At 27.4% G+C, this 13177-nt stretch carries 13 protein-coding genes and 1 pseudogene; 13 read left to right on the top strand and 1 reads right to left on the bottom strand.

The annotated features are described in order from the left end of the window. Nucleotides 1-8 precede the first annotated feature (8 nt). The 13 genes and pseudogenes from argS to ACY1IQ_RS07180 all read left to right on the top strand — a co-directional run bounded on the left by argS (nucleotide 9) and on the right by ACY1IQ_RS07180 (nucleotide 12872). A complete protein-coding gene (argS, locus tag ACY1IQ_RS07240; RefSeq protein ID WP_461613317.1) occupies nucleotides 9-1703 on the top strand; it encodes an arginine--tRNA ligase in 1695 nt (564 codons plus the stop codon). A 222-nt stretch (nucleotides 1704-1925) separates the two neighbouring features. Next, nucleotides 1926-2531 carry a 30S ribosomal protein S4 gene (rpsD, locus tag ACY1IQ_RS07235; RefSeq protein WP_461613316.1) on the top strand — a complete coding sequence of 202 codons (606 nt, stop codon included), beginning with the start codon at nucleotides 1926-1928 and terminating at the stop codon, nucleotides 2529-2531. A 667-nt stretch (nucleotides 2532-3198) separates the two neighbouring features. After that, nucleotides 3199-4119 (top strand): sensor histidine kinase, encoded by a 921-nt coding sequence (locus ACY1IQ_RS07230; protein ID WP_461613315.1) that lies wholly within the window; start codon nucleotides 3199-3201, stop codon nucleotides 4117-4119. A gap of 9 nt (nucleotides 4120-4128) precedes the next feature. After that, on the top strand, nucleotides 4129-4758 hold the full coding sequence (locus ACY1IQ_RS07225; RefSeq protein ID WP_461613314.1) for a response regulator: 630 nt from the start codon (nucleotides 4129-4131) through the stop codon (nucleotides 4756-4758). A gap of 380 nt (nucleotides 4759-5138) precedes the next feature. Continuing rightward, a complete protein-coding gene (locus ACY1IQ_RS07220) occupies nucleotides 5139-6074 on the top strand; it encodes an ABC transporter ATP-binding protein (protein WP_461613313.1) in 936 nt (311 codons plus the stop codon). A gap of 14 nt (nucleotides 6075-6088) precedes the next feature. Then, nucleotides 6089-7213, top strand: a complete 1125-nt coding sequence (locus ACY1IQ_RS07215; protein WP_461613312.1) for an ABC transporter permease — start codon at nucleotides 6089-6091, stop codon at nucleotides 7211-7213. A 1-nt stretch (nucleotide 7214) separates the two neighbouring features. Next, a complete protein-coding gene (locus ACY1IQ_RS07210; protein WP_461613311.1) occupies nucleotides 7215-8354 on the top strand; it encodes an ABC transporter permease in 1140 nt (379 codons plus the stop codon). A gap of 340 nt (nucleotides 8355-8694) precedes the next feature. Beyond that, nucleotides 8695-8904, top strand: a complete 210-nt coding sequence (locus tag ACY1IQ_RS07205) for a FeoA family protein (RefSeq protein ID WP_039630332.1) — start codon at nucleotides 8695-8697, stop codon at nucleotides 8902-8904. 15 nt (nucleotides 8905-8919) lie between these two features. Beyond that, the gene (locus tag ACY1IQ_RS07200) at nucleotides 8920-9141 is read left to right on the top strand and encodes a FeoA family protein (protein WP_461613310.1); all 222 of its coding nucleotides are present in this window, start codon (nucleotides 8920-8922) and stop codon (nucleotides 9139-9141) included. Between the two features lie 35 nt (nucleotides 9142-9176). After that, a complete protein-coding gene (gene feoB, locus ACY1IQ_RS07195) occupies nucleotides 9177-11333 on the top strand; it encodes a ferrous iron transport protein B (protein ID WP_461613309.1) in 2157 nt (718 codons plus the stop codon). Between the two features lie 20 nt (nucleotides 11334-11353). Further along, on the top strand, nucleotides 11354-11500 hold the full coding sequence (locus ACY1IQ_RS07190) for a FeoB-associated Cys-rich membrane protein (protein WP_461613308.1): 147 nt from the start codon (nucleotides 11354-11356) through the stop codon (nucleotides 11498-11500). 200 nt (nucleotides 11501-11700) lie between these two features. Next, nucleotides 11701-11895, top strand: a complete 195-nt coding sequence (locus ACY1IQ_RS07185) for a hypothetical protein (protein ID WP_461613307.1) — start codon at nucleotides 11701-11703, stop codon at nucleotides 11893-11895. Between the two features lie 16 nt (nucleotides 11896-11911). After that, nucleotides 11912-12872, top strand: a pseudogene (locus tag ACY1IQ_RS07180) (IS256 family transposase). A 140-nt stretch (nucleotides 12873-13012) separates the two neighbouring features. On the opposite strand, the gene ACY1IQ_RS07175 reads toward ACY1IQ_RS07180, so the two are convergent. Beyond that, nucleotides 13013-13174, bottom strand: coding sequence for a FeoB-associated Cys-rich membrane protein (locus ACY1IQ_RS07175; protein ID WP_461613306.1), 162 nt, complete (start codon nucleotides 13172-13174; stop codon nucleotides 13013-13015). Nucleotides 13175-13177: the final 3 nt, after the last annotated feature.

Below are 13177 nucleotides of genomic sequence, written 5' to 3'. Positions count from 1 at the left end.
GTTTAATAATGGATTATAAAAATTATATAGCTAAATTATTGTGTAAGCATATAGAAATTGATGAGGAAAATATAGAAAAATTAATAGAAATACCACCAAAACCAGAGATGGGGGATTTTGCTTTTCCTTGTTTTAGTTTAGCAAAGACTATGAGAAAAGCTCCTAATATGATATCAGCTGAACTAAAAGAAAAAATAGTAGACGAAAACTTTGAAAAAATAGAAGCTTTTGGGCCATATTTAAATTTCTTCGTTAATAAAGAAAGCTTTGTTAAAAATATTATTGAAAAAATATTAAACGAAAAACAAGATTATGGTTCAAATAATAATGGAGAAGGAAAAAATGTAATAGTTGAATATTGTTCTGCTAATATTGCGAAACCATTCCACGTTGGACATTTATTTACAACAATGCTTGGAAATTCTCTATACAAATTATTTAACTTTCACGGATATAATGCAATAGGAATTAATCACCTTGGAGACTGGGGAACACAGTTTGGAAAACTAATTTATGCTTATAATAACTGGGGTGATGAAAAAGCTCTTGAAAGTGATCCAATAAAAGAAATGTTAAGAGTTTATGTTAAATTCCATGACGAGGCTGAAAAGAATCCAGCACTTGAAGATGAAGGTAGAAAACACTTCAGACTATTAGAAGAAGGCAATGAAGAAGAAGTTAAACTTTGGACTAGATTTAAAGAATTAAGCTTAAAAGAGTTTGATAAATTATTTAAAATCCTAAATGTTAGTTTTGATTCTTTTGCTGGAGAAAGTTTTTATACAGATAAAATGGATGCTGTCATAGAGGAAATAGATGAAAAGGGACTACTTACTGATAGTAATGGTGCCAAAGTAGTAATGCTTGATGAGTATAATATGCCACCATGCATAGTTAAAAAAGCAGATGGAGCAACAATTTATGCAACCCGTGATTTAGCAGCAGCTTTCTATAGAAAGAAGACTTACGATTTTTATAAAAATATATACGTAGTTGCTAAAGATCAAGCACTTCACTTTAAACAAGTATTTACTACAATTAAGCTTATGGGCCATGATTGGGCAGATGATTGTATTCATGTTGAATTTGGATTAGTACGTTTTGCTGATAAAAAGCTTTCTACAAGAAAGGGAGATGTAGTATTCCTTGAAGATTTATTAAATGAGGCAGTGGCTAAAACCTTAGAAATAATAAATGAAAAAAATCCAGATCTTGAAAATAAAGAAGAAGTAGCTAAAAAGGTTGGTATTGGTGCAATAGTATTTACTTATCTAAAAAATTCAAGAGAAAGAGATATAGTATTCAACTGGGATGAAATGTTAAGTTTTGAAGGAGAAACTGGTCCTTATGTTCAATATACTTATGCAAGAGGCAAGAGTATATTAAGAAAAGTAGGAGAAGAAGTAACAGGAGAAGTAGACTATGGAAAATTGAATTCTAAGGAGGAGTTTGAATTAGCTAAAGAGCTTGCTAGCTTTGAAAATGCAATAAACAATGCCATAGAAAAACTTCAACCTTCTGTAGTTACAAGATATTGTATAGAAGTAGCTAAGGCATTTAATAAATTTTACAATGCTCATAATATCGCAAACTCAGAAGATGAAGGTACAAAGAATGCTAGAATCAATTTAGTTAAATCCACACTTCAAGTTTTAAAAAATGGATTAGGTTTAATAGGATTAGAAGTAGTAGATAAAATGTAATTAATGGGCAATTGACAATTATGGTGGAAATTAGTTTAATTAAAACTAATTTCTTTAATGAATTTTTTACTAGCAATATAATTGCTAGTATTTTATAAAAAAAGTTATATAAAAAAATATATTTTTTATTGAAAACTATTTTCAATTGGTATTTATTATTGTATAATATATTTGGCATTTAAATTATACCGCGGCAAACCAAAAAATTGGAGGTAAATTTATATGGCAAAAATGATGGGACCACGCTTTAAATTATGTAGGAGATTAGGACTAAATGTTGTAGGTCATCCTAAAGCAATGGAAAGAGCAGTGAGAGGAACTTCTAGAGCTGATAAAAAATTATCAGATTATGGTGTTCAACTTTTAGAGAAACAAAGATTAAGAGCTTACTATGGAGTGCTTGAAAAGCAATTTAGTAGATATGCTAAAAAAGCTATTAAAGATGCTAAGAGAAATAAAGAAATTCCAGGGGAAGCACTTATAAAAATGCTAGAATGTAGACTAGATAATATAGTTTATAGATTAGGATTTGCAAATTCTATTCGTCAAGCTAGACAAATGGTTAACCATGGTCACTTTTTGGTAAATGGAGAAAAAGTAGATATACCTTCTTATAGAATTGAAGTAGGAGATATAATTACTTTAAAAGAAGCATCAAGAAAAAATGAAATGTTTAAGGAGAATTTTGAATCTACCTTAATAGGACATTTACCATACTTAGAGAAAGACATGGAAGGTTTTTCTGGAAGACTTCTAAGAATACCTGATAGAAGTGATGTTCCAATACAAATAACTGAGCAATTGGTTATAGAGTATTATTCTAAGTAATATATCGAAGTAATGTAGATTTAGAGTAATGAATTTATAAAGGCTTTAAGGTTGTTATACTTTTAGTATAACAACCTTAATTTTTTATAAAAATCATTTTAATATGTAAAATTTTAATAAAACTAAAAGTTTAAAATCTACAAAAAAGCGTAAAAGGAAGCAGAGTTTTTGCTTCCTTTTATGTGTATATTTAGAAGATTTGGATGTAATTAATGGACAATGCAAATTTTAAAAAATCCTATAATATAAATTTTGAACACCCATTTTTATATATGATTTTATATTATTTGCTCTTCTTTTTAATAGTAACATATGAAGAAATTAAATGCAAGTGAAAATCATTATCAAATAAAATATTATTGTATTTTGTTGTGATAATAATATAAATTTTTTATAATAGTTATATTAGCTATGTAAAATAAAGTATTATTAGGTAATTTAAAGATGTATTAAATAAAATATATAAAAGGGGTTTGAATTTTAATATGGATATTTATTTGCTTATAAGTGAATTTATATTAATAGTATATTATGTTTTAGAAATTATAAATAATTTTAACTTTGGCATATTATCTGTAGCTTTTATACTAGTTTATATCATTATTACAATGGGACAAAATATATTTCATAAAAAAGTATTTATCTTATATTAACTTTAATTAAATTTATGATAATTTATTTTGGATATTTTTATGTAGATAGTAAGACGATTATTTTTTTACCATTAAATTTATATACAAATATTAAAATAAATAGTTATCCACATATAAAAGTATTTATTGCTTTAATTATTTTATTAGTACTACCTAATGATTTGATCCAGATATATACATTTATAACTTTAGTTATGTATTTTATATATTATATATTAAATCATTTTAATAATTCTATAGAAAAGTTAGTAAAAGACACAGTTACTTTAAAGAATAAAAATGAAACTTTAAAAAATAAAATATATAGACAAGAAGAATTTGAATCCCAATTAAAATATACTTTTATATTAGAGGAGAGAAATAATATATCTCAGAAAATTCATGACGAATTAGGACATACTCTCTCTGGTACTGTATTTCAATTAGAAGCAGCAAATTTACTTTTAGATAAGGATATAGAAAAAGCTAAAACTTTTATCGGTAATTCTATTAATAAGTTAAGAGATGGTATGGATAATATAAGAAATACATTGAAAGAAATTAAGCCAGGGAAAGAGCAAATAGGTATTAGCAAAATAATGCTATTATTAGAAGAAATAAGAAGAAATAGCGATGTTGAAATTATTTTGTTTCATGATAACTATATAGATAAGATTTCTTTTATTCATTGGAAAATTATATATGATAATATTACAGAATCCATAACCAACAGTTTGAAACATTCAGAAACTAATAAAATAACAATAAACATATCTGTAATTAATAATAAACTTATAAAATTAGAAATAAAGGATAATGGAATAGGAGTAAAGAAGATAAATAAGGGTATGGGAATAAGGGGAATGGAGGAAAGATGTGAAAGCATAGGTGGAAAGCTTATAGTTGATGGAAGTGATGGTTTTTCTGTAATATCACTACTTCCTATTGATTTTTAGGGGGATATTATGAGTGTTAAAATTTTAATAGCAGATGATGATGAACTTATTAGAGAAAGTTTAAAGATTATTTTAAATATGGATGAAAAAATTTCAGTAGTAGCTACTGCTAGTAACGGTTTAGAGGCTGTTAAAGCTTGCTTAAAGGAAGATATAGATGTGGCACTGTTAGATGTTAGAATGCCTGTTATGAATGGTGTAGAGGCTTTAAAGGAGATTGTATCGAAATGTAGCACAAAGACTTTGATACTAACTACTTTTGATGAAGATGAATATATAAAAGACGCACTAAAATATGGAGCTATGGGATATTTGCTTAAAAATAATTCTCCAGATAAAATTAAAAATGCTATATATACAGTTATTAATGGAAATATAGTACTTCAAGATACTATTATAAATAAAATAATAAGCCATGATAAAGAAAATCAAGTTAATTTTACTGAAAATAATAAATTTACTGAAAGAGAAAAGGAAATTATAAAATTAATTTCTGAAGGGTTATCCAATAAAGAAATAGCATTAAATTTATATATATCTGAGGGAACGGTTAAAAATTACATTTCCTCCATATTGGACAAAACTTGCCTCAATCATAGAACTCAAATTGCTATATATTATTTAAAAGGACTACTTTAATTAATTCACAATTCACAATTATGGAAATTTCTCAGCTACCTCTGAGAAATTTAGAATTTATTCTGTAGAGATGAACAGTGTTCGCCATAATTACTAGCAATTTTATATTGCTAATCAAAAATACGTTTTAAGAAATTATTTTGTCTAAAAATAATTTCAACCATAATTGTGCATTGTGAACTGTGAATTGAGAATTGTTCTGAGTTTTAAATTAATATATCAAAATGTAACTTATGTTCAGACATATATTAAATTTTAGGGTAGTTTATCTATATAAGGTGTGACTTTAGTAATATTGAAATTATGACCTTCTCCACTTAAGAGAAGGTCTATTTTTTTATATTATATTTATAAGTAAAGAATTTATGGAGGATTTTGATATGAAGGTTTTAGAAATAAATAATTTAACTAAAAAATTTAAGGATTTAACCGCTGTTGATAATATAAATTTTTCAATAGAAGATGGGGAAATTTACGGATTATTAGGACCTAATGGTGCAGGAAAGAGCACTGTAATAAATACGATTTGTGGACTTATAAGTAGTGATACAGGGGAAATGAAGATATTAGAAAGTGATATAAAGAGAAATATGAATTCTACTAAGAAAAATATAGGCCTTGTGCCTCAAAATATGGCTGTATATTGGGAACTTACAGCATTAGAAAATGTAAAGTTTTTTGGTAGTTTATATGGATTAAAAGGAAAAGAATTGGAGGAAAAATCATTAGAAGCATTAGAGTTTGTAGGACTTATAGATAGAATTAAAGAGCCCTGTAGAAACTTTTCAGGGGGAATGAGTAGACGGTTAAATATAGCTTGTGCTATAGTGCATAAACCTAGAATTATAATAATGGACGAACCTACAGTAGGAATTGATCCTCAATCAAGAAATCATATATTAAACTCTGTAAGGAAACTTAATAAAATGGGAAGTACCATAATCTATACTTCGCATTATATGGAGGAAGTAGAGGAAATATGCAGTAAAGTTGGTATAATGGATCATGGAAGATTAATCGCTGAAGGTACTAAAGAAGAGTTAAAGGCACTTATTACCGATTATAATTATATAAAAGTTAATGTAGATAATATGGATAATCTAGATATTGAAAAGTTTAAAAACATTAATGGTATTAATAATATAAATATTAAAGAAAATACAATTATTTTTGAGATTAATAAAGATATTATAAATATAGATAAGATAGTGAGAGTTTTTGTAGATAATAATATTTCTATAAGAGAAATAAATACTGTAATGCCTAATTTGGAAGATGTGTTTTTAAAATTAACTGGTAGAAAGCTCAGAAATTAAGAGGAGTGATATTAGTGAAATTTATTAGTATTATAGTTAAGGAAATGAAACAGCATTTAAGAGATAAAACATATATGATGCTGATGATTTTATTTCCTATATTTTTAACAGCAATTTTAGTAAGTGCTACTGGTGGCGATTTAGAAAATGAAATAGTTTTCAACTCAAAACCTGTAATATATTGTATAGAAGGACAAGGAGAATCATCTGAAGCCTTTAAAACTATGATAAAAGAATTAAATAATATAGATAAAAAGGAAATTTATAGTTTAGAAGAAGGAATTGAACAAATTAAGAATAATAAAGCCTCTGCTTACATTGAACTCAATGCTAATGAAGATAAAGTAATTATATATAAGAATGAAAATTATAATATTGAAGGATCATTAATGGAACTGGTTCTAAATTCTTTTGTAGAAAGATTTAATATTCTTATGGAGATAAATAAAGTCACTAATGGAAGCTTAGCGAAAGTAAATACCGTAAGTAAATCTGAAAACCATAACTATGTAGAAGTAAAATCTTTAGATAAATTAAAAGGTCCTTCTGCGAAAGACTACAGTGGAATAATGATGCTATTAACTATGGTAATGTATTGTGCCATGGGTGGAATGTCTATAGTTAATACTGAACGATATCGTAAAACTTTAGATAGACTTATAATTGCTCCAATAAATAGACTTAATCTGTTTATTGCAATGACAATAGGAGCATTTATAGTGAATTGTATTCAGTTTACTATAGTAATATCTGTGCTTAAATATTTATTTAATATAAATTTTGGAGATGATTTTATAAGCATAATATTAATTATAGCATCACTTGGTATATTAGCTATATCTATTGGATGTTCAATGTCTTTAATGATTCCAGAAGAAAAGTGCTATGGAGTTTTAAATATATTATTGGCATTTATATGTTTCCTAGGTGGAAGTTATATATCTATAGAAAGCTTTAATAGTGAATTTTTAATGAAATTAACTAATATTTCACCAGTTCGATGGGCAAATAATAGTGTTTTCAGCGTAATTTACGCAAATGATTACTCAAAATTTTATAATACTTTAGCATTAAATTTTGGTATTGCAGCAATATTATTTTTAATATCAATGATGTTATTTAAAAGAATGGGGGATTAATATGAGAAATTCTTTTCTTATAGTAAAAAATAATTTTAAAATAATATTTAAAAAGAAATCTTCTATATTCACATATATACTACTCCCTATATTTAGTTTATTATTTTTATTATTTATTCAATTTTTAAGTAAAACAGAAGTATATAATATAGGAGTTATAAATAAAGATAGTGGGATTTTATCTAAAGATATGATAAGTTATCTAGAGAATACTAAAAAATTTACTCTATTGAATATAAAGGAGAGTGAAGTAAAGGATAAAGTTACTAAAGGAGAGATTTCTTATGCTGTTATAATTCCAGAAAATTTTGAAAATAGCATATTAAAAAATCAACCTAAAAATATAGAAATTTTAACTATAAAAGGTCAAGATGCAACAGTATGGATTAAAAATTATATAAATATGTATATAGAAAATTTAAAGATAATAAGCGATATAAGTAAAAATAGCAAAGAATTTTATGATATATATCAAGGGTATAAATTTAATGGAAGATTATCATTAGAGGGAAGAACTACAGAAGATATTACCGCTAAAAAAGTTTTTACGACAAATTCTATGGGAATATTTATAATGTTTTTAATGTATACATCTATAAATATTTCTAAGCTTATAATAAAAGAGAAGAGAGAAAAAACCTATTACAGAATATGCGTAGCCCCTTTTTCTTCAAAACAGTATATACTTGGGAATATGTTTACAAATCTATTAGTTATAGGTTTTCAGCTATTTATAGTAATATTAATTTTAACAAAAATAATAAAACTTAGTACAAATTATTTAAATTTCTTTATATTGATGATGACTTTTGGTACCGTTGTAGTATCCCTTGGAGTTCTAATTATATCTTTTGCAAATTCTTCAATGTCAATAGGGGGAATTACAAACTTTATAGTAGTCCCTAGTTGCATGTTAGGAGGATGCTTTTGGCCCATAAGCAGTAGGGGAGAAATATTTAAAAAAATATCTTTCTTAATGCCTCAAAGCTATGTTATAGATGGAATAGAAAAAATACAGAGTAATTTACATTTTAAAGCTTTAATTCCCAATATAGCTATATTAATATTATTCACTCTAGCATTTTTAAGTATAGCAACTTATAAAATGAGGATAAATAAATCTATACGAGAATTTGTATAATATATCAATAAAAAATCTTATGTATCAGTGGTTTTTAACTGCTAATGAGACAGCTCCAGATATATGAAAGAAAGTTATTATTTTGATAAAGGTTTTCAATACCCATTGAAAACCTTTATCAATAATGATATAATAGCATTGTACTAAAATTAACAAAGTAGTAGAGCTAACTTATCTATTTTGTACAATGGTTAGCTTAGACTAACATAGAAAAAATCTGATTATATAATACTTTAGCTAATAACTTAATAGATCAAATTTAAAAAACAGGATATTTTATAGAATATTTTAGAATAAAAATATTCATTCTGAATAACTGCCCTAAGAGGAGGTGAGTGTTATGACATTGGCTATGGCAAGAGAAGGTGAAGTAAATAAAATAAAGAAAATAACAGGTAGAGACAATGTGAGACAATTTCTTGCAAAGTTAGGTTTTGTAGAAGGAGAAAGTGTTACTGTCATATCAGAGATATCAGGAAATATGATAATAAACGTAAAAGATTCAAGAATAGCTATTGGCAAAAGTATGGCTAATAGAATCATTATTTAGAGAGGAGAATTATCTATGATGACGTTAAAAGATGTTGAGTGTGGACAAAAAGTAACTGTAGTAAAACTCCATGGAAAAGGAGTTGTAAAAAGAAGAATTATGGATATGGGTATAACTAAGGGGGTTGAAATTTTTGTTCGTAAATTGGCACCTTTAGGAGATCCAATAGAAGTAAATATTAGAAATTATGAGTTAACACTTCGTAAAGCAGATGCAGAAATGATAGAAGTAGAGTAAAAAAATAAATTATAATCCTTTTAGGGGGGAATAAAATGGAAAATATAAGAATTGCTCTTGTAGGAAATCCTAACTGTGGTAAGACTACAATGTTCAATTATTTAACTGGTAGTTCACAGTATGTAGGTAACTGGCCTGGAGTAACTGTAGAAAAAAAAGAAGGTAAATTAAAACAATATAAAGATGTAAAAGTAATAGATTTGCCTGGAATATATTCACTTTCACCATATACTTTAGAAGAAGTTATAACAAGAAACTATCTTATTACAGAAAAACCAGAGGTTATTATAAATATAGTAGACGGTACAAACCTTGAAAGAAATTTATATCTATCAACTCAGGTAATGGAACTTGGAATTCCTGTTATAATAGCTTTAAATATGATGGATATTGTCAGAAAAAATGGAGATATCATCAATAAGGACAAGTTGGGAAAGGCTATGGGGTGTACCGTAGTTGAAACATCTGCTTTAAAAGGTGATGGATGTAAAGAGTTAATTAATAAAGCAATAGAATTAGCTAAATCACACAAAGTTAATGCAATTGAACATACTTTTTCAGATGATGTGGAAAAAGTATTATCTGATATTGAGAATGAAATTCAAAATCAAGTTCCGAAAGAACATTTACGTTGGTTTGCTATAAAATTATTTGAAAATGATGAAAAGGCAATTGAACAAGGAAATATTTCAAAATCTTCAAAAGATAAAATTAGAGCAATTGTAGCTAGCTTTGAAGATAAATTAGATGATGATGGAGAAAGTATTATAACTAATGAACGTTATAATTACATAAGTGAAATAATTAGTAAATGTGTAGTTAAGAAAAACAAATCTAAGTTAACGACTTCTGATAAAATAGATAAAATAGTTACTAATAGAATTTTAGGATTACCTATATTTGCAGCTATTATGTTCCTTGTTTATTACTTATCTATTTCAACAATAGGTACTGGCGCTACAGATTGGGTAAATGATGTGTTGTTTGGTGATATTATACCTCCTGCAGTAGAAGGCTTCCTTACATCTATAGGAACTGCTGATTGGTTAAATTCTTTAATACTTGATGGTATTATTGCCGGTGTAGGAGCTGTACTTGGATTCTTACCACAAATGATGGTATTATTTTTATGTCTTGCGATTTTAGAAGATTGTGGTTATATGTCACGTATAGCTTTTATAATGGATAGAATATTCCGTAAGGTTGGTCTTTCAGGTAAGTCATTTATTCCTATGCTTATAGGAACAGGTTGTGGTGTTCCAGGAATTATGGCATCAAGAACTATTGAGAATGAATCAGATAGGAAAATGACTATTATTACTACTACATTTATGCCTTGTTCTGCGAAATTGCCAATAATAGCTTTAATTGCAGGGGCATTATTCCCAGGGGCAGCTTGGGTAGCACCTTCAGCATATTTTGTTGGAATTGCAGCTATTATATGTTCTGGAATAATTTTAAAGAAAACAAAAGCTTTTGCAGGTGAGCCTGCTCCATTTGTTATGGAACTACCAAAATATCATGTGCCTAGTGTAAAAGGTGTGCTTATTCATATGTGGGATAGATCAAAATCCTTCGTTAAAAAAGCAGGTACTATAATATTCCTTGCTTGTGGATTAATATGGTTCTTGAGTACATTCAATTGGTCATTAGAAATGGTAGAAACTTCAGATTCAATATTAGCTTCAATTGGTAAAGTAATAGCACCTATATTTAATCCATTAGGATGGGGCGACTGGAAAGCAGCAGTGGCAACTATTTCAGGATTAGTTGCAAAAGAAAATGTAGTTGGTACATTTGGTATTTTATACGGAGTTGGAGAAGTAGCAGAAGATGGTGTAGAAATTTGGAATACTCTACAAGGCTCATTTACACAACTATCTGCATATTCATTCTTACTATTTAATTTATTATGTGCTCCATGTTTTGCAGCAGTTGGTGCAATTAAACGTGAAATGGGTAGTACTAAATGGACTTGGGCAGCTATAGGATATCAAACTGGATTAGCTTATGTAGTGGCACTTACAGTTTATCAATTAGGATCACTGTTTACAGGAAAAGGATTTGGCGTTGGAACTTTAGTTGCTTTAGTATTATTAGCAGGATTCTTGTATATGCTATTTAGACCTTATAAGGATTCTTCTAATTCAACTAATATAAAAGGTGATAAAGTAGAGAATATTGGCGCATAGCGCATAAGGAGATAATAAATATGTCTACATTTATAATTGGTACATTAGTACTAGGATCATTTGTTCTTGTTGGATTCAAAGTTTATAAAGATAAAAAAAATGGCAATTGTTGTGGCGGAGATTGTTGTGACTGTCATAGCTCATGTAAACCTACTAAGTCAAAATAAAAAATGAAAAATCTATTTTTCAAGTATCTAATAAGTGATCACTTGAAAAATAGATTTTTTTATTTGATGAAACCATCGTGACTTCAGTCATGAGTTAGAACATGCTTAAGGTAGTTACATATGATATATACAAATAATTATAAGGAGTGGTTATTATATTATGGACGTGAAGACGTATATTCAATACAATATCATAAGTATTGGGTGTAAAGTATGGGCATAAAATATTAACAAAAGATATAGAAGAAAAATTAATAAAAATATTAAATAAAATAGCTAATGATAACAATTTTAGAATATTAGAAGATTATAATGAAAGCATAAATATATTAAAGAAAGATTTAAGAATTTTAGAAATTATAAATTATAAATTAAAATACGTAAAAGAATCTTAGGAACTAGGAGGATAGCTTGATAAATACTGAAGATATTCAAGAGGATTTGAAAGACCTACTTAGAGGTATTTGAGAGTATACTTGCAGCTGAAATGGACAATCATCTAGGTTATGGGTCATACGTGCGTAAAGATAACTCAAATGCAGGAAATAGAAATAAGCAAAAACTTATTCGTAGTAAATATGCTGAAATGGAAATCGATGTACTACAGAATCATAACTGCTCTTTTGAACTGAAGGTTGTTAAAAAGAGACAAAAGAATATCTCTAACATTTAAGATAAAATAATTGAAATGTATGCTAAAGATCTTACAGCTCGTCAAATTTCAGATCAAATAGAAGATATGAAGAAGTGAAAAAAGAAGTTATTAGTATTCAAATAGGTCAAAATAAAAGCAGCAAATACTTGCGTAGTGTAACTAAATGAGTTGAAAAATAGAGGTGTAAAAGATATACTAATTCTTTATGCTGATGGATTTTCTGGAATTAAAGAGTCTATTAATGTAGCTTTTTCTAACACTGAATATCAACAATATATAGTGCATCAAGTTCGTAATACTTTGAAGTATATTGTTGATAAAGGTAAAAAAGAATTTGCTGCAGATTTAAAAACTATATATCATGCAGCAGCTGAAGAACAAGGACATGCTCATATAGTTAAAGTTACTGAAAAATAGCAAAGAACACTATCCCGATGAAATGAAAAGCTGGTCAGTTAATTAGGATGTTATAAGCTTATATTTAAGTTTGCTGTTGATGTACGTAAGGTTATATACACAACGAATGCTATTGAAATCCTTAACAATACTTATCGTAGATTGAATCGTTAGGAAAGTGTATTTCAAAGTGACACTTCTTTACTTAAAGCATTGTACTTAGCAACTTTTGGAGCCATAAAAAAGTGGAATTTACCACTTAGAAACTGGGGGAAAGTTTATAGAGAACTATTCATAATGTATGAAGGAAGACTTCCTTAAAGTTTACGACTAATATAAAAACACACCAGTATTAAGAGTGTCCTTGACATGTAATTTATTTACTATCTTTAGTTCATTATTCAGTTTACACAAAATTATTTACAGAGCCATAAAAGAGCATGACTCATGTCATGCTCTTTTTATTGATTAGATTTTTTTATTGAAATTGTGTCTTTGTAATTAGGGCATTTGGATGCACAACTTCCACAGTTACATTCACCTTTGCCTTTTTTCTTAATTTGTTTAACTAATATAACTGCTGAAGCTATGAGAATACCACCTGTTACTAAGATTTCTATCATATT

It is taken from the genome of Clostridium sp. Marseille-QA1073 (assembly GCF_054863625.1).
The sequence above is the reverse complement of the archived record's forward strand: the minus strand, read 5'-3'. Positions and strand labels throughout refer to the sequence as shown.

Bases quoted from the DNA above. Each gene is read 5' to 3' on its own strand.
- argS (WP_461613317.1), top strand. From the start codon at position 9: ATGGATTATAAAAATTATATAGCTAAATTATTGTGTAAGCATATAGAA.
- rpsD (WP_461613316.1), top strand. From the start codon at position 1,926: ATGGCAAAAATGATGGGACCACGCTTTAAATTATGTAGGAGATTAGGA.
- ACY1IQ_RS07230 (WP_461613315.1), top strand. From the start codon at position 3,199: ATGATAATTTATTTTGGATATTTTTATGTAGATAGTAAGACGATTATT.
- feoB (WP_461613309.1), top strand. From the start codon at position 9,177: ATGGAAAATATAAGAATTGCTCTTGTAGGAAATCCTAACTGTGGTAAG.
- ACY1IQ_RS07225 (WP_461613314.1), top strand. From the start codon at position 4,129: ATGAGTGTTAAAATTTTAATAGCAGATGATGATGAACTTATTAGAGAA.
- ACY1IQ_RS07200 (WP_461613310.1), top strand. From the start codon at position 8,920: ATGATGACGTTAAAAGATGTTGAGTGTGGACAAAAAGTAACTGTAGTA.
- ACY1IQ_RS07210 (WP_461613311.1), top strand. From the start codon at position 7,215: ATGAGAAATTCTTTTCTTATAGTAAAAAATAATTTTAAAATAATATTT.
- ACY1IQ_RS07175 (WP_461613306.1), bottom strand. From the start codon at position 13,174: ATGATAGAAATCTTAGTAACAGGTGGTATTCTCATAGCTTCAGCAGTT.
- ACY1IQ_RS07190 (WP_461613308.1), top strand. From the start codon at position 11,354: ATGTCTACATTTATAATTGGTACATTAGTACTAGGATCATTTGTTCTT.
- ACY1IQ_RS07220 (WP_461613313.1), top strand. From the start codon at position 5,139: ATGAAGGTTTTAGAAATAAATAATTTAACTAAAAAATTTAAGGATTTA.
- ACY1IQ_RS07205 (WP_039630332.1), top strand. From the start codon at position 8,695: ATGACATTGGCTATGGCAAGAGAAGGTGAAGTAAATAAAATAAAGAAA.